General features: G+C 64.2%; 3 protein-coding genes. All 3 read right to left on the bottom strand.

Going from position 1 to position 23,970, the window contains the following annotated elements:
* Positions 1-23 precede the first annotated feature (23 nt).
* Positions 24-11,900 carry a non-ribosomal peptide synthase/polyketide synthase gene (locus PMA3_RS20190; RefSeq protein ID WP_064678838.1) on the bottom strand — a complete coding sequence of 3,959 codons (11,877 nt, stop codon included), beginning with the start codon at positions 11,898-11,900 and terminating at the stop codon, positions 24-26.
* Positions 11,900-22,873, bottom strand: coding sequence for a non-ribosomal peptide synthase/polyketide synthase (locus tag PMA3_RS20195; protein ID WP_064678839.1), 10,974 nt, complete (start codon positions 22,871-22,873; stop codon positions 11,900-11,902). The genes PMA3_RS20190 and PMA3_RS20195 overlap by 1 nt, the downstream gene beginning before the upstream one ends.
* A 242-nt stretch (positions 22,874-23,115) precedes the next feature.
* Entirely contained in the window at positions 23,116-23,850 is a 735-nt protein-coding gene (locus tag PMA3_RS20200; RefSeq protein WP_064678840.1) for a thioesterase II family protein, read from the bottom strand.
* Between the last annotated feature and the right edge of the window lie 120 nt (positions 23,851-23,970).

Below are 23,970 nucleotides of genomic sequence, written 5' to 3' on the forward strand. Positions count from 1 at the left end.
TCGCTCCTACAGGAGGCTTTGTTTTATGCGGTGGCCATGCGGCGCTCCAGCAGGTGTTCGAGTTCGTCGAGCAATTCGTCGCCGCGCAGCAGTTCGTAGTGTCCACCGGCCAATAGGCGATCAACGCCATGGGCGCCAACCTGGGCTTCGAACACCCGACGTTCGTCGTCGCGCCCGGCCACCCACCAGCGATGGGCCATGGCCTGGATCGCCGGCAGTTGTCGTTGCGCCAGTGTCAGGTGTTTGAGCGATGAACCGGTGGCGAAGATCTGCGTCAGTTCACTGGCGCCCAACGCCGCGTGGTCATTGGAGCCGTGCATGGCCGCTTCGATCACGGCGGCGGCGCCTTCGCGTTCGTTCAGGCCTGCGGCTTTCGCGGCAATCAACGCCTGTGTTTCTTTAGACGGCTGACCGAGGACAAACTTCAAGAAGTCCGCCAAATCTTCTCGCCAGTCCCCCGCTTCTGCCGTGCCCGCCACATAGCTGTCGACCAGCCCGGCAAACGCCACCGTGTGACCCTGGGATTCCAGTTCATGGGCAACCAGTTGCGTCAACGCGCCACCCAGCGACCAGCCGAGCAAGTAGTACGGGCCTTCAGGCTGTTGCCTGCGAATCCGTTGCGCATAGGCCTGGGCCATGGCCAGCAGCGACGCGTCCTGCCATTGCGGATCGAGCAGCATCCGGCATTGCAGGCCGTACACCGTGCGCCGTCCTTCCAGGCGCCGCGCCAGCGGTTCGTAGTCGAACACCGTGCCGAAACCGGCGTGCAGGCAGAACAGCGCCGGCACGTTGGGGATTCGTGCATTCAGCGCCAGCAGCGGATCCGGCGCAGACGCCGGCTCGGCAGCCTGATAGCCACTGAGTTCGGCGATGCAGGGTTTCTGCATCAGGTCGCGCAGCTTCAATTCGAAGCCCAGTTGCGGCTGGCTGCGCACTCGCGAAATCACTTTGAGCACCTGCAACGAGTCGCCACCCAGTTCGAAGAAGTTGTCGTCGATGCCCACTTGCGGCACGCCCAGCACTTCTTGCCAGATCGCGGTCAGCGCCGTTTCCAGTGCGTTGCGCGGTGCGCGGTAACCGCCGAGCGCCCACTCAGGTGCGGGCAGTGCGCGGCGATCGAGCTTGCCGTTGGCCGACAGCGGGAAGCGTTCCAGCACCATGATCCGTGCCGGCACCATGTAGTCCGGCAGTTGCGCTTGCAGTTCAGACTTCAAGCGACGATCCAGCCCAACAGCACCGCCAGCCACCACATAGCCCACCAATTGCTTGCCGGTCGGCGTGTCGTGCACCACCACGGCGGCATCCTGCACCCCGGCGCAATCGCGCAGGCGGGCTTCGATTTCGCCGAGCTCGATGCGGAAACCACGGATCTTCACTTGCTGGTCAAGCCGTCCCAGGTAATCGATCAACCCACATTCACGCTGGCGCACCAGGTCGCCGGTGCGGTACATGCGGCCACCGGCCTCGAACGGATCGGGGATGAAACGCTCGGCACTCATGCCAGGACGCTGGTGGTAACCGCGGGCCAGGCATTCGCCGCCCAGGTACAGCTCGCCGCTGACACCGACCGGCAATGGATTAAGGTCCGCGTCGAGCACATACAGTCCACGCCCCGCTACGCCACGCCCGATCGGCGCATAGGCCGCATCGCAGGTTTCGCTGATCTCGGCGCGCCACAACAGCGGCGTGACCACGGTCTCGGTCGGGCCGTAACCGTTGACCAGACGCTGCGGACGCAGAGCGCGTTTGACCTGCTCGAAACTGGCTTCCGGCACCGCATCACCACCAAAGCAATACACCTCGACCGCCGGCGGATTGCCCAGGCGCTCGGCCACTTCGGCCATTTGTTGCAGGTACGCTGGCGGGAAGCAGGCCACGGTGACGTTGTGACGATGCAGCACGTCCAGGGTTTGCTCCGGGGTCCACAGACTGTCGTCGCGGATCACCAGGCTGCCGCCGGCCAACATCACACTCAGCCAGCGCTCCTGAGCGCCGTCGAAAGCGAACGACATGAAGTGCAACTCGCGGCTGCGCGGTGCCAGCTCGTAGAGCTCGATGATGCCACGGCAATGCCGGGCAATCGGCCCGCGCGCCACGGCCACACCCTTGGGCTGGCCGGTGGAACCGGAGGTATAAATCAGGTAAGCCAGGTGTCCCGGCAATGGATTGGACATCGGGCGCTCAACACCGTCGCCAACGCTCAGCTGATCGAGCAACAGACGTGGCGGGCTGTCGGCCAGGGTCAGTCGTTCGCCCAGATCGCTGTCGCAGAGCAACAGGCTGGCGGCCGAATCGCTGAGCATGTAGGCCAGTCGCTCGGCCGGGTACGCCAGGTCCAGTGGCAAGTAAGCCGCACCGGCCTTGAGCACTGCAAGGAACGCGACGATGGTGCGTTCCGAACGTGGCAGCGCAACAGCCACCAGACTTTCCGCACCGATACCGCGACCGATCAAATGCTGCGCCAGCCCATTGGCCTGGGCCTCAAGCTCGGCATAGCTGACTTGCCGATCCTCACAGATCAAAGCGATTTTCTGCGGCTGGTTGCACACATGCTGATTGAAGGCGTGCAGCAGATCGGCAGGGTCATCGCTCGCTTGCGGCAGGCTGATAACCGCTTCAGGCAAACCGATATTGCCCAGCAGACAAGTAGCATCCTCAGGCAACGCACGCAGCAAGCCTTCAAGCTGCGCACGAATCCGCTCAACGTCCAGCTCGCTGAAGCGATCGCGCAGGAACAGGTATTCGACTTCCAGCCCTTCTTCGTTGGCGCTGACCATCAAGTCCATCGGGAAGTTGGTGACCCCGCCGCTGCCGACTTCGGCAAAGCGCAATTCACCCTCCTCGCCCCCTTTCAAGGCACGGTCCACCGGATGGTTTTCGAACACGATGATGCTGTCGAACAGGCCCTGGCCACCCTGCCCGGCCCAGCGCTGAATGTCCGACAACGGCGTGTGCTCATAGTCGCGGACCATCAGGTTGTAATCCTGCAACGCGCGCAACCACTCGCCCAGCGGCTGTTGCGGGTCGAGGGTCTGGATCACCGGCAAGGTGTTGATGAACAGCCCGAGCATGTCCTGCGCCCCGGCAAGCCCGGTCGGACGCCCCGCCACCGTGGCGCCGAACGCGACGCTGCGCTGGCCGCTGTGGCGTTGCAGCAGCAACAGCCAGGCGCCTTGCACCAGGGTGTTCAGTGTCACCCGTTGACGCTTGGCGAAGGTGTGCAGTTTGCGCGTCGCCTCGGCGTCGAGGTTGCTGTACATCACGCCGTGGCCGGAACCTGCAGCACCGGAAGCCTTGGCCAGAATGGTCGGTTCTTCGAGCAGCGCCAGGCGCTCGCGCCAGAAGCCTTCCGCCTGCGAGCCGTCCTGACGTTGCAGCCAGGCGATGTAGTCAGCGTAACGACCGGTCAGGGCCGGCAGGCTGTCGTTGTGGTACAGGCGCAGCATGTCGGCCAACAGTCGCGAGGCGCTCCAGCCGTCCAGCAGCAGGTGATGGTAGATCCAGATCATCTGGTAGCGATCTTCACCCAGGCGCACCAGGATAAAGCGCATCAACGGCGGGCAGCTCAGGTCGAAGCCCTTGGCTTGTTCCGCTGCCGCCAGTTCGCCCAACGCCTGCTCGGTGTCGGTGCGGTCGCGCCAGTCGAGTTCTGCGATCGGCAACTCGACGTCGGCGAACACCGCTTGCAGCGGATCGGCCAGACCATCGCGCCAGCGGAACGCCGCGCGCAGCACTTCGTGACGCTCGACCAGGGTCTGCCACGCCGCACGGAAGCGCGGCACCTGCAGTCCGTCCACCGCCACGCTCAACTGGTTAACGTAGGGGTTCAGTTCCGGCGAATCGAGGCAATGGAACAGCATGCCTTGTTGCATCGGCGACAGCGGATACAGGTCTTGCAAACCTTCGCGAGCGGCGAAGTCAATGTGCGGCACCAGCGCAAAAGCAGGGACTTTCGGCGCTTCTACCAACGTCGCTTCACGACTGGTCGCCACCGTAGCGAGTGCCCGAATGGTCTGCTGTTCGAACAGTTGCTTCGGACTGAACACCAGCCCGCGCTGCCCGGCACGGCTCACGGCTTGCAGCGAGATGATCGAGTCCCCGCCAAGTTCGAAGAAGTTCTCGGTGACGCCCACCGACTCCAGCCCCAGCAGTTCCTGCCAGATCTCCACCAGCAAGGCTTCGGCTGGCGAGGCGGCGGCCACTTGATCGTGGGTCTCACGGGAAGCTTCGGGGGCCGGTAAACCCTGACGGTCGAGCTTGCCGTTCGGCGTCAGCGGCAACGCGGCCAAGCACATCAAATGCGCCGGCAACATGTGCGCCGGCAGACGGCTGCGCAGGTGAGCGGTCAGCACTTCACGCAAATCCTGCTCATCGGCGAGCGGATCGCGCGGCACCACATAACCGACCAACTGCCGGCTCACCGGGCCTTCGCGGTCGATCACGAAGGCTTCACGCACGCCCTCATGCTCCATCAGGCAGGCTTCGATTTCACCGAGCTCGATACGGAACCCGCGAATCTTCACTTGCTGGTCGATACGGCCCAAATACTCGACGACACCATCGGCGCGGAACCGCGCAAGGTCGCCACTGCGATACAAGCGGCCACCCGGCACGAAGGGATCCGGCACGAAACGTTCAGCGGTCAGGTCCGGACGCTGGTGGTAACCCCGGGCGACGCCTTCGCCACCCAGGTACAACTCGCCCGCCACGCCGACCGGCAACGGCTGCAAGCCGCCGTCCAGGATATAGGCGCTGCGGTTGCCCACCGGCCGGCCAATCGGCATGAACGCCGAGTCGAATTCGGTATCCGGATACGCCAGCCAGATCAGCGGCGTGATCACCGTTTCCGTCGGGCCATAACCGTTGATCAGGCGCTTGGGTTGCAGCACCTGCTGCACCTCATCGAACGCGTGCTTGGCCATGCCTTCACCGCACGGGGTGTAGGAACGGATCGGCAGATCGCGCCCCGCTTCGCCCATGAAATCGGCGATCTGCGCCAGGTACGTAGGGGTGAAGCAGGCGATGGTGATGCCGTGCTTTTCGATCTCGGCGCAAGTGCGCTCCACGCTCCACAACTCGTCGTCCCGGGGCATCACCGCCGAACCGAACACCAGCGGCGTCAACCAACGCTCGTGGGCGCCGTCGAAGCTGATCGAGGCAAACTGCAGCTCGCGATCGTCCGGGGTCATGCCATACAACTCGCCGATCGACAGGCAATGCATGGCCAGCGGACCGTGGGCCACGCTCACGCCTTTGGGCCGGCCGGTGGAGCCCGAGGTGTAGATCAGGTAGGCCAGGTTCTCGCCGCAGGTCAGGTTGACCGGGTTGGTTTCCGACATCATGTCCAATGGTTCGCGGTCGATTTCCAGCACCGACAAGCGTTCGGGCAATGGCAGTTTTTCCCGCAGCCACGATTGGCTGATCAGCAGCGAAATCCCGCTGTCGTCCATCAGATAACGCAGGCGTTCGGCCGGGTACGCCGGGTCCAGCGGCACGTAGGCGCCGCCGGCCTTGAGGATCGCCAACAGGCCAATGATCATGTCCGGCGAGCGCTGCATCGCCAGGCCGACCCGCACCTCCGGGCCGATGCCCAGCTCGCGCAGGCGATGGGCCAACTGGTTGGCACGACGGTTGAGCTGGTCGAAGCTCAATGCCAGGTCGTTGAAGATCAGCGCCGTGGCGTCCGGACGGATGACGGCCTGGTTTTCGATCAACTGATGCACGCAGAGCGGGTTTTCCTGCGCGGTGAACGCCGGGTTCCACTCGAGCAACTGTTGCGCACGCTCCGGGGCGGTCAGCAAATCCAGTTCACTCAATGCCGCCTGGGGCGCGGCGACCATCGCTGCCAGCAATGCAGCCAGGTGCTCGCTCATGCGGGCAATGGCGTCGCTGCTGAAGTGCGCGCACTGGTAGCTCCAGTTCAGGCTGAGCTGGCTTTCGGCGGTGGCCGCCAGCGTCAGCGGGAAGTTGGTGCGTTCATGGTTCCGCGGGATCGAGAAGCTCAAACCGGCCGGCGCGCCCTGTTGCAGCGCTTCGGCCACCGGGAAGTTTTCGAACACCAGCAGGCTGTCGAACAGCGGCTCGCCGGCACGCCCGGCCCAGCGCTGAATGTCACCGAGGGCGGTGAACTCATGCTCACGCAGTTCCAGGTTTTGCGCCTGCAAACGGGTCAGCCAGTGTTCGACGCTTTCGACGGCGTCCGGGCTGCTGATCACCGGCAAGGTGTTGATGAACAGGCCGAGCTGGCTTTCAGCCCCCGGCAAGTCCACCGGGCGCCCCGCCACAGTGGCGCCGAACGCGACGCTGCGCTGGCCGCTGTAGCGTTGCAGCAACAGTGCCCAGGCGCCTTGCACCAGGGTGTTGAGGGTGACTTTCTGCTGGCGGGCAAAGTCGCTGAAGCCTTTGCTGGTGGCGACATCGAAGGTCTGGCGATGGTCGGCAAATTCCGCCGTCGACAGGTTTTTGCTGTTGCCATGGGCCAGGCTCTGGGCCAGCAGGGTCGGGTTGTCCAGGGTCGCCAGTTGCTCGCGCCAGAACAGCTCGTCGGCCTGGGCGTCCTGTCGTTGCAGCCAGCCGATATAGTCGGCGAAACGCCCGGTGGTTGCCTGCACGTCTTGCCCGGCATAGCGCTGCAGCACTTCGCTCAACAGCAGCGAGTTGCTCCAGCCGTCGAGCAACAGGTGATGGTGGGTGTAGATCAGTTGCTGGCGCTCGTCGTCCAGGCGCACCAGGGTCAGGCGCATCAGCGGCGCCCGGGTCGAATCGAGTTGCAGGCGTTCGCTGTCGATCAACTGCGCCAGCGCTTCGGCCTGATCATTGAGGTCGCGCCAGTCGAGGCAGGTCAGTGGCAAGTGCAGGTGACGATGCACCAGCTGCACCGGCGCTTCGAAACCGTCGGGGAAGTGGAAACTGCTGCGCAGGATCGGGTGGGTGTCGAGCACCGCTTGCCAGGCGCGGCCCAAGCGCTCGGCATCGAGGCCGCGGGCTTCGACGCTGAGCTGGTTTACGTAGGCGCCGGATTCGGATTCGTAGAGGCTGTGGAACAGCAGGCCGGCCTGCATCGGTGACAGCGGATACAGGTCTTCGATCTGCGCCGGCGGCACCGGCAGGCCATCGAGTTGCGCCTGGCTCAGACGCGCCAGCGGGAAGTCCGCCGGGGTCACGCCGCCTGCGCCATCGCTCAGGCAGTGGGCGATCAGCGCCAGCAACTCGTTTTGGTAATCCGCAGCCAGCGCTTCGATCTCGCGCCGGTCGAAGCATTCGCGGCTGAAGGTCCAGTCCAGTTTCAGTTCGCCGCCATAGACCTGGCCGTCCACCGACAGCCAGTTCGGCAAGGGTGCGTCTGCCGATTGTGCGGCACCGCTGGATTCAGTGGCCGGAGTGAATAACGCGTCCTCGGCGAAGCTCTGGTCGAACTGCCCGAGGTAGTTGAAGGTGACTCGTGCTTGCGGCAGTGCGGCCAACGCCGCCTGGGTCGAGGCGTCGCCCATGTAGCGCAACAGGCCGTAGCCCATGCCTTTGCCAGGGATCTCGCGCAGCTGCTGCTTGATCGCCTTGATCGAACCGGCAAGGTCGGCGGTCGGCGTCAGGCGCACCGGGAACAGGCTGGAGAACCAGCCGACGGTGCGGGTCAGGTCGATGTCGTCGAACAGCTCTTCGCGGCCATGGCCTTCGAGCTGGATCAGCGCCGATGCGTGGCCGGTCCAGCGGCTGAGGGTGCGGGCCAGGGCGGTCAGCAGCAGGTCGTTGACCTGGGTGCGGTAGATCGCCGGCGCCTGCTGCAGCAGCTGGCGGGTCTGTTCGCGGTCCAGGCCGATGCTGACGCCTTGGCGCAGATGCCCGGCCTGGCTGGCCTGGGCATTGGCGGCTGGCAGCGACTCGTTCGCCTGACTCAGCTGCGCCTGCCACCAGTCCATTTCGTCTGTAGCGACTTCGGAGCGCGCATAGGTATCGAGCTTGTCGGCCCAGGCCTGGAACGAGCTGGTCTTCGGCGGCAGGTCTTGCCCTTGGTAGGCCGCCTGTAAATCTTCCAGCAACACCCGCCAGGACACACCGTCCACCGCCAGGTGATGGATCACCAACAGCAAACGCTGGGTGCCATCGGCCTGAGCGATTAACGCGACTCGCAGCAACGGCCCGTCTTGCAGGCTCAGGCTGCGCTGGGCTTCGTCGCACACCGATTCCAGCGAGGCATCGCTGGCCACGCGGGCGGTCCAGAGCATGTCGACGACGTCGGCACTGTCGGCACCGACATAACGCGCCGACCACTCTGTGGGAGCGAGCCTGCTCGCGATGAGGCCAGCACCGGCAACATCGATGTTGCCTGACCCACCGCCATCGCGAGCAGGCTCGCTCCCACAGGGGTCCTGCAGGGATTGCGGTGTCGTGGCGACCTGGCTGAAACGCAAACGCAGGGCATCATGCTGCTTGAGCAAACGTTGCAGAGCGGCTTGCAGGCGCGGCAATTCGAGGGTTTCCCGCGGTACCAGCAGCACGGCCTGGTTCCAGTGCGCACGCTGCGGGATCGGCTCGTCGAAGAACCAGCGCTGGATCGGCGTGAGCGTTTGCACGCCGTCCACCGGCCCTTGTTGCGCCAGCGGCGCGGCCTGTTCTTTCACGACAGCCGCCAGCGCTTGCAAGGTTTGCTGCTGGAACAGATCCCGCGGTTGCAGGCTCAGGCCGGCGCGACGGGCACGGCTGACGACCTGGATCGAAATGATCGAGTCGCCGCCCAGTTCGAAGAAATTGTCCTGCCGTCCGACCTGTTCCACGCCCAGAACATCCTGCCAGATCTGCGCCAGCACCTGTTCATGTTCACTGCGCGGTGCTTCGAAGGCACGTTGGCTGACTTGTGCGGTCGGCGCAGGCAGTCGTTTGCGGTCGAGTTTGCCATTGGGGCTCAGAGGCATCTGTTCGATCAGCACGGTCTGGGCCGGCACCATGTAATCCGGCAGGCTCGCCAGCAGATGGCTTTTCAGGATTTCGCGCCACGCACCTTGTTGTTCGACATTGGCGCTGACCAAGGCTCGATCCTGCGGCACGATGTACGCCACCAATTGCTTGCCGCTCGGGCAATCGAGGGCCAGCACCACGGCTTCCTGCACGTCGGCATGTTCTTGCAGGCGCGATTCGATTTCCCCCAGCTCGATGCGCAAACCGCGAATCTTCACTTGATGGTCGATCCGCCCGCAGTAGTCGATGGCGCCATCGGCGCGGTAGCGCGCCAGGTCACCGGTGCGGTACAGGCGCTCGCCGCTGCCGAACGGGTCGACCACGAAACGTTCGGCGGTCAGCGCGCCACGACGGTGATAACCGCGAGCCAGGCCGACACCGCCCAGGTACAACTCACCCACCGCACCCAGCGGCAAGGGTTGCAGTTCGCTGTCGAGGATGCAGGTACACAGGTTGGCGATCGGCCGGCCGATCGGCACGCTGTCGCGGCCTTCTTCCACACAGGTCCAGTGGGTCACGTCGATGGCCGCTTCGGTCGGGCCGTAGAGGTTGTAGAGACTGGCTTGAGGCAGGCTGCGCAAGGTCTGGCGTTGCAGCTCCATCGGCAGCGCTTCACCGCTGCAGATGATCCGCTGCAACGAGGTGCAGGCCAGCGACTCGTCGGCACCGATGAACGCCGAGAGCATCGACGGCACGAAGTGCAGCGTGGTGATCGCCTGCTCGACGATCAACGCGGCCAGCCGTTGCGGATCGCGATGCTCGCCCGGCGCGGCGATGACCAGGGTGGCGCCCTTCATCAGCGGCCAGAAAAACTCCCACACCGACACGTCGAAACTGAACGGCGTTTTTTGCAGCACGCGGTCCGTAGGCAGCAGGTTGTAAGCTTCCTGCATCCACTCCAGACGGTTGTGCAGCGCCACATGACGGTTGCCTGCGCCTTTGGGTTTGCCGGTGGAACCGGAGGTATAGATCACATAGGCGAGGTTTTCTGCGACGGCAAGGTTCGGCAGATCAGTGCCCGGCAGATCGCTCAGCCAGTCATTTTCGGAGTGCAGGCACAAGGTGCGCACGCTGTCCGGGGTCGGCAATTGCGCCAGCAGATGCTCCTGGGTCAGCAACAGCGAAATGCCGCTGTCTTCGATCATGTAGCTCAGGCGATCGAGGGGGTATTCCGGGTCCAGCGGCACATAGGCGCCACCGGCCTTGAGAATCGCCAGCAGGCCGACGACCATTTCCAGCGAGCGGTCGCAGGCAATCCCCACCAGTACTTCCGGACCGACACCCCGAGCGCGCAAGTGATGGGCCAGGCGGTTGGCGCGCAGGTTCAGCTCGGCGTAACTCAAGGACTGGCCCTGGAACACCAAGGCGGTCGCGTCACCGTCTTCAATCACACGCTCTTCGAAATGCCGCTGAACGCAGACTTCGCCCGGGTAAACCTGGGCGGTGTCGTTGAGGTCATCCAGAATGCGCAGGCGCTCGTCGGCATCCAGCAACGGCAGCTCGGCGAGCGGGCATTGCGGATTCGCCAGCACCCCGGCCAACAGGTTGCGCCAATGGCGAGCCAGGTGTTCGATACGCTCGGCGTCGAACAGATCGGTGGCGTAGGTCAGGCTGGCGAACAGCTGGTCGCCCTCCTCCTGGGTGTCCAGTTGCAGGTCGAACTGGGTGGTGTGGGCCGTGGCGTTCAGCGCCTCGACCCGCAGCCCGGCGAGCAAGCCGCTGACCGCCGCCGGCCTGGCTTGCTGGTGGTTGAACATCACCTGGAACAGCGGGCTGTGGCTCAGGCTGCGTTCACCTTGCAGCGCTTGCACCAGGCGCTCGAACGGCAAGTCTTGATAGTCCTGGGCGTCCAGCGAAGCGGCGCGGGTCTGGTCGAGCAACTGGCTGAACGGCAGGCGCCCGTCCAGTTCGGCGCGCAGCACCTGGGTGTTGACGAAGAAGCCGATCAGGCCCCGGGTTTCCGCGCGATTACGGTTGGCAATCGGCACGCCAACGCGCACGTCGGACTGGCCGCTGTAGCGATAGAGCAAGGCCTGGAAACTCGCCAGCAACAGCATGAACGGCGTGACGCCGCGTTGTCTGGCCAGGCTCATCAGGCCGCTGGCCAAACCCGCATCGAGAGCAAAATCCAGACGCGCGCCCCGTTGGCTCGGTTGCGCCGGGCGCGGGCGATCCGTCGGCAGTTCCAGCAGCGGTTGTTCGCTGCCCAGGGTGTCGCGCCACCAGTTGAGTTGATGCTCCAGCTCGCCCGCTTCCATCCAGCGGCGTTGCCACAGGGCGTAGTCGGAATACTGGATCGGCAGTGCTTCCAGCGCAGCGCCCTGCCCTTGGCAATGGGCCGCGTAGAGCCGGGAGAACTCCTCGACCAATATGCCCATCGACCAGCCATCGGTGACGATGTGGTGCAGGGTCAGCAACAGCACATGGTCGTCGGCATCGAGCTGCACCAGGCTGACCCGCAGCAGCGGGCCGTGCTGCAGATCGAACGGCCGGGCGATGTCCAGCTCGACCGTTTTCATTGCCAGATCGAGGCGTTGATCTTGAGATTCGCCGCGCAAGTCGATCTGGTCGATCGGCAACGAAGTGAATTCGGCCAGCGTCTGCAGTACTTGGCCGTCGTCTTCGACAAAACGGCTGCGCAGGCTCTGATGCCGCTCCAGCAGCACGTCGAAACTCTGCTGCAACGCCGCGACATTCAGCGGCCCGTGCAGACGCAGGGCAGCCGGAATGTTGTACGCCGAACTCTGCGGATCTAGCTGCCAGAGGAACCATTGGCGCTGCTGCGCATAGGACAGTTCGAAGCTCGCTTGCGGCTCGGCGGCGGGCGGAATCGGCAACTGGCCGAAGCTCACGCCCTGCTCTTGCATGCGTTGCAGGAATTCGCGGCGCTTGTCCGCAGGCAGGCCGGCAAAGCGGCTGGCGATACGCTGGGCAGTGGTGTGTTCCATCAGTTGATCTCCATCTCGTCCAGAAGCGACTCGAGCGCATCAAGACGTGCATCGTTGTTAGCCGGGGCGTGTTGCCCGGCCATGGCGGCATAAGCCTGCAGGTCGGTGGATTCGAACAGCGCGCGCAGCGGCAGCTCGATGCCCAGTTCCAGTTCCACGCGGGCGCTGGCCTGGGCGGCGAGCAGCGAATGCCCGCCCAATTCAAAGAAGTTGTCGCGCCGGCCGATCTGCGCCACGCCGAGCACCTCGGCCCAGATCGCCGCCAATTGCTGTTCGAGGTCGCCTTCGGGGGCTTCGAACGGTCGTTGCCAGTCCTCGGCATCGGGCAGCGGCAAAGCTTTGCGGTCGAGCTTGCCGTTGCCGGTCAGGGGCAAGGCCTCCAGCAGCAGCCAGTGACTCGGCACCATGTAGTCCGGCAGGTCTACCTTGAGCGCCGCGCGTAGGGTGTCGCGCCAGGCGATCGGGTCGTGCGGGGTGTGTTCGGCGACGACATAGGCGCAGAGCTGCGGCCCACCGTCGCCAACATGCACGCTCAGCACCGCCTGACGTACGCCTGGCTGCGCCAGCAAGGCGGCCTCGATTTCCCCCAGCTCGATGCGGAAGCCGCGAATCTTCACTTGCTGGTCGATGCGGCCGAGGTAGTCGATGCTGCCGTCGGCCCGCTGACGGGCCAGGTCGCCGCTGCGATACAGGCGTTGCGCGGCATCGAACGGGCTCGGCACGAAGCGTTCGGCGGTGAGGCCGAAACGTCCGTGATAACCCCGGGCCAGGCCGGCGCCGGCGATGTACAACTCCCCCGCTACACCCATCGGCACCGGTTGCAACTGGCTGTCGAGCAAGTACCAGCGCAGGTCGCGGATCGGCAGGCCGATCGGGCTCTGGGCCTTGCCATCGAGGTCGGCCAGGCGGAGGGCGCGGTAGGTCACGTGCACTGTGGTTTCGGTGATGCCGTACATGTTGACCAGAGTCGGCTGCTGGTCGCCGAAGCGTTCGAACCATGGACGCAGGCTGGCGACTTCGAGGGCTTCGCCGCCGAAGATCACCTGACGCAGTGCCAGGGTTCGCGGGCTGGCGCAGACGATCGGCAACAGTTGACGGAACGCGCTCGGCGTCTGGTTCAGCACCGTCACGCCCTCATCACAGAGCAAACGGTGGAACGCTTGCGGCTCGCGGCTGATGTCATACGGCACGATGACCAGGCGCCCGCCGGTGCACAGCGAACCGAACAGCTCCCACACCGAGAAATCGAAGGCGTAGGAATGGAACAGGGTCCAGACATCGAACGGGCCGAAGTTGAATTCGGCTGCAGTGGCCGTGAGCAAACGCCCGACGTTGCCATGGCTGAGCAATGCGCCTTTTGGCCGGCCGGTGGAACCGGAGGTGTAGATCACGTAGGCGAGGTTTTCCGGGGCCGCCAGCGACGGCAGGTTGTCGGCGCTGTAGCCGTCCAGTCGCAACGATTCCAGGCTCAATACCTGCACGCCGTCGCGGGACGGTAAACCATCGATGAGGTGTTGTTGGGTCAGCAGCAGCGCGATGCCGCTGTCTTCGATCATGTAGCTCAGGCGCTCGGCCGGGTATTGCGGGTCCAGTGGCACGTAGGCGCCGCCGGCCTTGAGGATCGCCAGCAAACCGACCACCAGCGGCATTGCCCGCTCGGTGGCGATGCCGACCCGTACCTCGGGACCGACGCCCTGCTCGCGCAGTTTGCGCGCCAGGCGGTTGGCCTGGGCGTTGAGTGCGGCGTAGGTCAGCCGTTCCCCTTCACAGGTGAGCGCGATTGCAGTCGGACGTTGCGCAGCCTGGGCTTCGATCAATTGGTGCAAGGTTGGCGACGGCGGCTGCACCTCGAAGGCCGGGTTCCAGTGCTGGACCAGCTCATCGTAGTGCGGCGCTTGCAGCAACGGCAGTTCCGCGACTCGCTGCTGCGGATCCTCGACCACCGCTCGCAACAGGTTCAGCCACTGCTCGGCGAGGCGCAGCATGGACGCTTCATCGTACAAATCCGTGGCGTAGGTCAGGCTGGCGTCGAGGGTTTCGCCCTGCTCCTGGGTATCGAGCACCAGATCGAATTGCGTGGTGTGCTGCTGCCATTGCAGACGCTCGACTTGCAAGTCGGCGACAGTGCGCTCGACGCTGGCGCCCAACTGCTGCTGGTGGTTGTAGAGCACCTGGAACAACGGGCTGTGATTGAGGCTGCGATCCGGCTGCAAGGCATCGACCAACTGCTCGAACGGCAAGTCCTGATTGGCCTGCGCGCCCAATGCATTGTGTTTGACCTGTTGCAGCAAGGTGCTGAAAGTCTGCTGCCCGTCGATCTCGGCTCGCAGCACCTGGGTGTTGATGAAGAAGCCGATCAGGCCTTCGGTTTCAATGCGCGAACGCCCGGCGCTCGGCACGCCGATGCTGATGCTCGACTGGCCGCTCTGGCGATGCAGCAAGGTCTGGAAGCTCGCCAGCAACAGCATGAACAAGGTCACCTGTTGCTCCTGGGCGCGTTGACGCAAACCGGCCAGCAACGCGCGATCAACGTTCAATGCCAGGCTGGCGCCGCGCTCGGTGCGACGGGCCGGACGGGTGAGTTCGCTCGGTAACTCCAGCGGTGCCTGGCTGCCTGCCAGTTGCTCGCGCCACCAGTTGAGTTGCCGTGCGCCCTCGCCGGCTTGCAGCCAGTCGCGCTGCCAACGGGCGTAGTCGCTGTAGTTCACCGGCAAGCTATTCAGGTTCGCAGCCTTCCCTTCGACACCGGCCTGATACAGCGTGCTGAATTCATCGACCATGACCTGCATCGACCAGCCATCGGCGGCGATGTGGTGCACGGTCAGCACCAGCACATGCTCGTTGGCATTGACTTGCAGCAGCAATACGCGCCACAGCGGGCCGTTGCGCAGGTCGAACGACCGGGCGATTTCTTCGGCCACGGCGCGGTCGATCGACAACTGATCGCAATGGCGCTCTTCCAGTTGCAGCGACAGGTTTTCGTGAAGCACGGGACGTGCCTGCTGACCGTCCTGTTCGAAGGTGGTGCGCAGGGTTTGGTGACGGGCCTGCAATTGAGCGAAGGCTTCGCGCAGGGCCTCGCGGTTCAGCGTGCCCTTGAGGCGCAGTGCGGCCGGAATGTTGTAGGCCGGACTCTGTGGATCCAGCTGCCAGAGAATCCATTGGCGTTGTTGGGCGTAAGACAGGATCTGAGGCTGATCGGCCGCCGCACGTTGCAGGACCGGTTGGCCGCTGATGCTCGCCCGTGCAGCACGCTCGGCAAACTCCGCCAGATTCGCGGCAGAGAACAGGCTGCTCACGGACAGTTCCAGCTGCAACTGCTGACGTACGCGGGAGATCACCTGCAGCACCAGGAGCGAGTGACCGCCCAACTCGAAGAAATTGTCGTTGCGACCCACGTGTTCGACCTGCAACACCTCTTGCCAGATCAGCGCCAGTTGCGTTTCCAGCCCTTCGGCGGGGGCTACGAATTCACGTTGTGCATCACTTGCTTCAACGCGCGGCAAGGCCTTGCGGTCGAGCTTGCCGTTGTTGTTGAGCGGCAGTCTGGCCAGCAGGATCAGATGGCTTGGCACCATGTATTCCGGCAGCGACTGACGCAGAACGGTTTTGAGTTCTTCCAGATATTCAGCCTGGGAAGCCACTGCACCGCTGGCGACGACATACCCCACCAGTTGCGTCCCGTCCTGGGCGATGACGGCAGCTTCGCGCACTTCCTCATGGGCTTGCAGGCAGGCTTCGATCTCGCCCATTTCAATGCGCAAGCCGCGAATCTTCACTTGATGGTCGATGCGACCGACGTATTCCAGATTGCCGTCAGCGTTGTAGCGCGCCAGGTCACCACTGCGGTACAGGCGCGCGCCCGGCTCACGGGCAAAGGGGTCCGGCAGGAAACGTTCGGCGGTCAGCGCCGGGCGATAGAAGTAGCTTTGCGCCAGGCTGGCCGGAGCGCCGATGCACAATTCGCCAACGCCGCCGTTGGGCAGCAGCTGGCCGGCAGCGTCCAGCACATACAGCGCGCGACCGGCGATGGCGCGACCGATCGGGATGCCAAACGCGTCGCTGGCATCCTCGAGACGGCATTCATGAACGCTGGACACCACGGTCGCCTCGGTCGGGCCGTAGGTGTTGAGCAACCGCACAGGGCTCAAACCGGCCTGATGCCACAAGCGCAAACCTTCCACCGACATGGCTTCGCCACCGACGTGAACCTGGCGCAAATCGCCCAGGCTGCTCACCACGCCGCTCGCACATTCGCGCGCCAGCAAATACCAGTAAGCCGCCGGCAAGTCCGCGACGGTCACACCTTGCCGGACGATTTCGGCGGCGAGTCGACCGGCATCCCACAGGTCGTCGCCACGCATGATCAGCGCCGCGCCGACGCACAATGCCGGGAAGCACTGCTCGACGAAGCCATCGAAGCTGAAAGTCGCGAACTGCAGCACGCGGTCCGAAGCTGACAGCCGCGAATAGTCGGCGGCGGTCTGGCAGAACTCGCGCAGCGCCCCATGGGCAATGGCGACGCCCTTGGGTTGGCCGGTGGAGCCGGAGGTGTAGATGATGTAGGCAAGGTCTTCGGCGACCGCATGGTTTGGCGGATCGCTGTCGGGGAAACCGGCGCTGTCTTCGAGGCTGAGACGCCGCACACCCGTCGACAGTGGCACATCTTCCAGCAGGCCGGACTCGCACAGCAGCAGGTCGAGTCGGCTGTCGTCGATCATGTAGGCCAGGCGCTCGGCCGGGTATTTCGGGTCCAGCGGTACATAGCCCGCGCCGCTTTTGAGCACCGCCAACAGGCTGACGATCAGTTGCGGACCGCGATGCAGTGCCAGGCCGACGCGCTTGCCGGGGCCGGCACCGTTTTCGATCAGACGATGAGCCAGGCGATTGGCCTGAGTGTTCAACTGGCCGTAGCTCAGGCCCTGACCATCAACCCGCAATGCCAGCGCATCTGGCGTGGCGGCGGCTTGAGCAGCGATCTGTTCGTGCACCAGACGGGTTGTGGATAACTCGACCACCGCCGGTTGGCTGATCGCAATCACAGCCTCTCTGCCGGCGGCATCGAGCAGCTCCAGCGCGCCGAGTGCCGCATCCGGCAGCGCGACCAATTGCGTCAGCAGGTGCTGCAGGTTGGCCGACAATTGGGCAACCTGGGCCGCACTGAATCGCGCCGCATCGTAGCTGAAGTCCAGGCTCAGGCCTTCGCCCAACTCGATGCCCAGGGTCAGTGGGTAGTGCGTGCGCTCGTGGTTGTGCAGGTTGGCGAACGACAGGCCGGCCGGTGCGCCCTGTTTCAGCGCTTCGGCCACCGGGAAGTTTTCGAACACCAGCAGGCTGTCGAACAGTGCAGCACCCTGTTGCCCCGCCCAGCCCTGAATGTCGTACAGCGGCACATGCTCGAACTCGCGCATGGCCAGGTTCAGCCCTTGCAGCTCGCCCAGCCACTGGCTGACGGTCTGATCCGGCTTCATCGCGCAGACCAGCGGCAAGGTGTTGATGAACAGTCCCAGTTGCTCTTCGATTCCTGGCAGCGGTGCGGATCGGCCGGCCACGGTAGCGCCGAAGACCACGCAATCCTGCCCGGTGTAGCGTTGCAACAACAGGCTCCAGGCTGCCTGCAGCACGGTGTTGAGGGTAACTTTCTGCTGACGGGCAAACTCGGCCAGACGCTGGGTTGCGCGGCTGTCGAGGGCGACGCGGTACGCTTCGCTGCCCTCGGCGCCCACCGGTGGACGCAGGGCTTCGGCCAGCAAGGTCGGGGCTTCCAGCGGCGCCAATGCCGCTTTCCAGAACTGCTCGCCAGCGGTGGCCGATTGCTGCTGCAGCCAGCCGAGGTAATCGCGGTATTGTCCCGTCGGCGCTGGCAGCGATTGCCCGGCGGCGTAGTGCTGGATCACTTCGGCGAGCAACTGCGCGTTGCTCCAGCCGTCCATCAGGATGTGGTGGCTGGTGTAGATCAGGTGCCAATCATGGGTGTCCATGCGGACCAGCTTCAAGCGGAACAGCGGCGCGTGGCCCAACTCGAAACCCTGGGCGCGCTCGGCGTCGGCCAGCGCATCGGTGTCGGTCGCTTCAAGCACTTCAAGCGGCAGCGCCACCTGACGGACAATCGCCTGGTGCGCGGTGTCGAGGCCTTGCCAGTGAAAGCTGCTGCGCAGGATGTCGTGACGCTCCAGCGCGGTTTGCCAGGCTTGGGCGAATCGCTGCGGATCGAGACCTTGAATGTCCAGGCGCAGCTGACTGATGTAGGCGCCGACTTCGGGCTCATGCAAGGTGTGAAACAGCATGCCTTGCTGCATCGGCGACAGCGGGTAAAGGTCTTCCAGTGTCGCGACCGGCAATGCGTCGAGTTGCGCCTGACTGACGCGCGCCAGCGGGAAGTCCGATGGCGTGGCTTGCGGCGATTCAAGGACGCAGCAGTGAGCGATCAGCGCCCTGAGCTCCAGCGCATAATCGTCGGCCAGGCGCTGGATGGTCGCGGTGTCGAACATCTCGCGGCTGAAGCCCCAGCTCAGGGACAACTCGCCGCCATAGACCTGGCCTTCGACGGTGAGCCAGTTGCCCAGTGGTGCCGATGGGTCCTGCGCCACCCCGTTGCCTTCGGTGGACGGTACGAACATCGCCGTGTCATCGAACTGACGATCGAACTGGCCCAGATAGTTGAAGGTGATGCGCGGTTGCGCCAGCCCTGCCAGTTCGGCACGAACCGCCGCGGTGCCGAGGTAGCGCAATGCGCCGTAGCCCAGGCCTTTGTCCGGTACGGCGCGCAGTTGTTCCTTGATGGCTTTGATCGAGGCGCCGAGGTCGCTGGCAGGCATCAGGTTGACCGGGAACAGACTGGTGAACCAACCGACGGTACGGGTCAGGTCGGTGTCTTCAAACAGGTCTTCGCGGCCATGGCCCTCGAGCTGGATCAGCGTGCTGCCCTGCCCGCTCCAGCGGCACACCGACCGCGCCAGTGCGGTCAGCAGCAGGTCGTTGACCTGGGTGCGATAAGCCGCCGGCGCTTGCTGCAGCAGCTTGCGGGTTTGCTCGGTGTCGAATTTGAGCTCGAGCTTGTGCTCGAAGCGGTTTTCCAGAGCACCGTGCGGACGATCGCAGGGCAGATCGGTGGGCGCGCCTTGCAACTGGGCCTGCCAGTGACCGAGGCTGTTTTCAAAGGCTGGAAGATGATCCTGCAGACGGGTGACCCAGCGCTGATAGGTACTGGTTTTCACCGTTGATGGGTTGCCGCTGTAGAACTGCTGCAGATCTTCCAGCAGCACGCGCCAGGAAACGCCGTCTACGGCCAAGTGGTGAATGACCAGCAGCAAACGTTCGGTGCCGTCAGCCATCGAGACCAGCAGCGCGCGCAGTAACGGGCCGTTTTTCAAGTCGAGACTGCGTTGGGCTTCGTCGCACAGTGCGGTGAGTTCTTCCACCGACTGCGCCTGGCGCTGCCACAGCACCGATTCAACGGTCGGTGCGGCGTAAGCCTGCTGCCAGCCGTTTTCGGTGTGTTGGTAACGCAGGCGCAAGCTGTCGTGATGAGTCAGCAATTGCTCTAAAGCGCGACCCAGCGCCGCGGCATTCAACGCCTCGCGCGGCACCAGCAGCAGCGACTGGTTCCAGTGCTGGCGTTCGGGAATGGTTTGCTCGAAGAACCACTGTTGCACCGGCGCCAACGCCACCGCGCCAGTGGCCGGGCCTTGGTCGATCGATTGCTGCTCGCCACTGCGAGCGGCCTGGGCCAGGCTGCGGATGGTCTGGTGCTGGAACAGATCCTTGGGGCTCAACAGGATCCCGGCCTGACGCGCGCGACTGACCACTTGCATGGAAACGATGGAATCGCCACCGAGTTCGAAGAAGTTGTCTTCCAGGCCGACGTTGTCGATGGCCAGCACGTCCTGCCAGATCGCCGCGAGGGCTTTTTCCAGGGTGCTGCGTGGCGCGACGTGTTCACGTTGTTGTTGAGTGCCGTCGATGGCCGGCAAGGCCTTGCGGTCGAGCTTGCCGTTGGGGGTCAGGGGCAATTGTCCGAGGAACAGCAGGAACGTTGGGACCATGTAGTCCGGCAGATGCTGACGCAGCGCTGCTTTCAGGGTTTCCCGCAGGGTCGCTTGAGCGTCGATATCAGCCAGCAACGCAGGATCGGTCGGTACGAGGTAGGCGACCAGTTGCTGCCCGTTGATACCCTCCTGCGCCAGCACCGCCAGCTCGCGGACCGGGTCTTGCTGCAACAACCGGGCTTCGATCTCCCCCAGTTCGATGCGGAAGCCACGGACCTTGACCTGATGGTCGATGCGACCGACATATTGCAGCGTGCCGTCGGCCTGATAACGGGTCAGGTCACCGGTGCGGTACAGGCGCTCGCCGTTGCTGGCGAACGGGTTCGGCACGTATTTTTCGGCGGTCATGCCCGGTCGCGCCAGGTAACCGCGAGTGATGCCGGCACCGGCCAGATACAGCTCGGCCGATACGCCTTGGGGCACCGGTTGCAACTCGGCATCAAGTACAAAGCTGGCGGTGTGCTTCAACGGGCGGCCGATATTCGCGTGGCCACCGGCCTCGCGACGGGTCCAGGTCGAATAAGTGGTGTCTTCCGAGGGGCCGTACAGGTCGTAGACGTGTTCGACGGTCGACTGCTGATACAGGGCGTCCACCAGGCTCTGCTTCAGCGGCTCGCCAGCGAGGTTGATGATGCGCACGCCCGACGGGATCTGCCCGTCGCGCTGCAAGGCGTTGATCGCCGACGGCACGGTGTTGATCAGGCGAACCTGATCCCGGGCCGACAGGTGCGGCAATTCCAGGGCATTGCGGGCGATGATCAACGAGCCGCCATTGGCCAGGGTAACGAACAGCTCCCACACCGACAGGTCGAAGCACACCGAGGTCGATGCCAAAACGCCTTGAATCTCTTCATGACTGTAGACCGATTTGGACCAGTCGATCAGCGCCAGCACGTTGCGGTGGGCGATGGCCACGCCCTTCGGTTTGCCGGTGGAGCCGGAGGTGTAGATCACGTAGGCGAGGTTGTCCGGGGTGATCGGAGTCACCGGGGCGCTGCCGGGGTAATCGGCCCATGGCCCGTGTTCCATCAACAGCACTTGGGTGTCGGCCGTCACATTGAGTGTCGCCGCGACGGATTGCTCGGTCAGCAGCACCAGGGCGCGGCTGTCTTCAAGCATGTAGGCGACCCGCTCGGCCGGGTAATCCGGGTCCAGGGGCACGTAGGCGCCACCGGCCTTGAGCACCGCCAGCAGCGCCACCAGCAGCGTGTCGGAACGCTGCATCGCCACGCCGACCCGGACTTCCGGGCCGACGCCCAGCTCGATCAGTTTGTGGGCCAGGCGATTGGCCTGGGTATCGAGCTCGGCGTACGTCAGTTGCTTGTGGGCGAAGGTCACCGCCAGTGCCGTCGGGTTTTGCGCGACTTGTTGGCTGATCAGTGCGTGAATGCACAGGTCCTGGGCGAAACTTTCGTCAGGGCGATTCCAGTCATGCACGATGCGTTGATATTCGGTTTTTTCCAGCAGCGGCAAATCACAGATGCGCTGCTGCGAATCGCTGACCATGCCGTACAACAGGTGCGTCCAGTGCTGTGCCATGCGCGCGATGGTCGAGGCGTCGAACAGGTCGTTGGCGTAGGTCAGCGCGGCGTGCAGCTTGCCGCGCTTCTCATAAGTGTCCAGGGTCAGGTCGAACTGCGTGGTGCGCCCTTCCCACTCGATCACGCCCAGCGCCAGGCCGGATGCGGTGCTGACGGTGGAGATATCCGCGACCTGCGGCTGGTGGTTGTACATCACTTGGAACAGCGGCGTGTGGCTGAGGCTGCGCTCCAGTTTCAGCGCCTCGACCAGGCGCTCGAACGGCAGGTCCTGATGAGCCTGGGCGCCGAGGGCGGTTTCCTTGATCGCGCGCAGCAATGCGTCGACGCGGGTCTGGCCGTCAAGCCGGGTGCGCAGTACCTGAGTGTTGACGAAGAAGCCGATCAGGCCTTCGATGTCGGCGCGGTTGCGGTTGGCGATCGGCACGCCGATGCGGATGTCGGTCTGCCCGGTGTAGCGGTGCAGCTGCACGTTGAAGGCGCCGAGCAAGAGCATGAACAGGGTGATGTTGTGTTTCTGCGCCGTGGTGCGCAGTTGCTCGGCCAGTTGCGCGTCGACCGCGAATTCGTATCGGGTGCCGCGATAGCTCGGCATCGCCGGGCGCGGGTGATCGGTGGGCAGTTCCAGTACCGGGTGTTCGCTGCCCAATTGCGCCTGCCAGTAATCGAGCTGACGCGCCTGCTCCCCTGCCTCCAGCCAGCGACGCTGCCACAATGCGTAGTCGCTGTACTGGATCGGCAAGGGCGCGAGTTGCGGCCGGGTGCCCGCCTCGAAGGCGTCGTAGCAGCGGATGAATTCGTCGATCAGCACGTTCATCGACCAGCCGTCGGAAACGATGTGGTGCAGGGTCAGCAGCAGGACGTGTTCCTGCTCGGCGAGCTTGAGCAAGGTGACGCGCAGCAAGGGGCCGACTGACAGGTCAAAGGGCAGCACGGATTGCTGTTCGGCCGCCTCGGCGACTGCCTGCTCGCGCGCTGTGGCCGGCAAGGCGCTGAAATCCACATGATCTATGACCAGCGGCGCGCTGGCCGGCACCTGCAGCAAGGTGTCATCGGCCTGGCGCTGGAACAGGGTACGCAAGGTTTCGTGGCGCGCCACCAGACTGGCGAAGGCTTGCTCCAGCGCCGACAGGCTCAACCGTCCGGTCAGGCGCACCGCGCCCGGCAGGTTGTAAGCGCCGCTTTGCGGGTCCAGCTGCCAGAGAAACCACATCCGCTGCTGGGCGTACGACAGCGCCTGGCGATCGTCGGCCTCGACACCGGCAGGGATCGGGAAGCGGGCGAAATCAACGCCCTCCTTGTGCAAGGCCGCCAGGAACATCTGGCGCTTTTCCAGCGGCAACCCGATAAACCGGCGAGCAAGTTTCAAGGAGTCTTCAGCATTCATTTCTGGGTATCCGGATCAGTGGCGGGAAGCACAAAGGCACGTCGTCCCTATAAAACGAATGCAGACCGGAAAAATTAGCGAATGAGAACAAGTATCAGAAAGGAGGTTAACGGCAGGGGTGATCACCCCTGTAGGAGCGAGCTTGCTCGCGAAGGTCGTGAACGATAACGCGTAAAACCAGATGCCCAGCGGCGCCCTCGGGTCTTTCGCGAGCGAGCTCGCTCCTACAGGGGGTCGAGGGGTCAGGCGCTGGCGGGCATGGCATGCCGCCGGTGATGAACCTCCAACTGGTCCTTGATCACCCGCAACACCTTGGCCTCGTGGTCATGGATGAAAAAGTGCCCGCCGGCCAGCATGTCCACGGAAAAACTGCCGTGGGTTTCCTTGCGCCAGCCGATCAATTGTTCGGTGGTGGCGCGGTCGTCCTTGCCGCCGAGCACATGCACCGGGCACTTGAGCAACGGCCGCTGCACCGGTTCGAAACGCCCGCACAACTGGAAATCGGCGCGCAGGACTGGCAGCGTCAGGCTCATCAGTTCTTCATTGGCCAGCACTTCTTCGCTGGTGCCGTTGAGGGTGCGCAATTGCTCGATCAACTCGGCGTCGGTCTTTGGTTCTGCAAAGCCACGATCGTAGTCGGCCCGCATCGTCGGTGCGGCCGTGCCTGAAGCGAACAATGCCACCGGCTCCGGCAAGCCCAGCGAGCGCAAGGCATGGGCCATTTCACAGGCCAGCAATGCGCCCAGGCTATGGCCGAACAAGGCGTAGGGTGCCTTGAGCGTAATTTTCTGTTCATGGGCCAGTTGCAGCGCCAGGCGCCGCATGTCGGTGTGCAAAGGTTCGCCAAACCGCGCGCCACGGCCCGGCAGCTCGACGGGCTGCAGTTTCAGCCACTCCGGCAGTTTGCGCCGCCAGCGGCTGTAGACCATGGCGCTCGCGCCTGAATAGGGCAGGCACAGCAATGTCAGCTGGGTCACCGGGCTTTCCTCGAAAAGTTGTCTGTTAGGAGAACGGATGAGGCAGATCGTGAATTAGTCGAAGATCCAAATGTGGGAGCGAGCTTGCTCGCGATGGCGGTGTGCCTGTCACCATCAAAG

This window comes from Pseudomonas silesiensis (genome assembly GCF_001661075.1).
Lineage (GTDB): Bacteria > Pseudomonadota > Gammaproteobacteria > Pseudomonadales > Pseudomonadaceae > Aquipseudomonas > Aquipseudomonas silesiensis.

Bases quoted from the DNA above. Each gene is read 5' to 3' on its own strand.
- PMA3_RS20190 (WP_064678838.1), bottom strand. From the start codon at position 11,900: ATGGAACACACCACTGCCCAGCGTATCGCCAGCCGCTTTGCCGGCCTG.
- PMA3_RS20195 (WP_064678839.1), bottom strand. From the start codon at position 22,873: ATGAATGCTGAAGACTCCTTGAAACTTGCTCGCCGGTTTATCGGGTTG.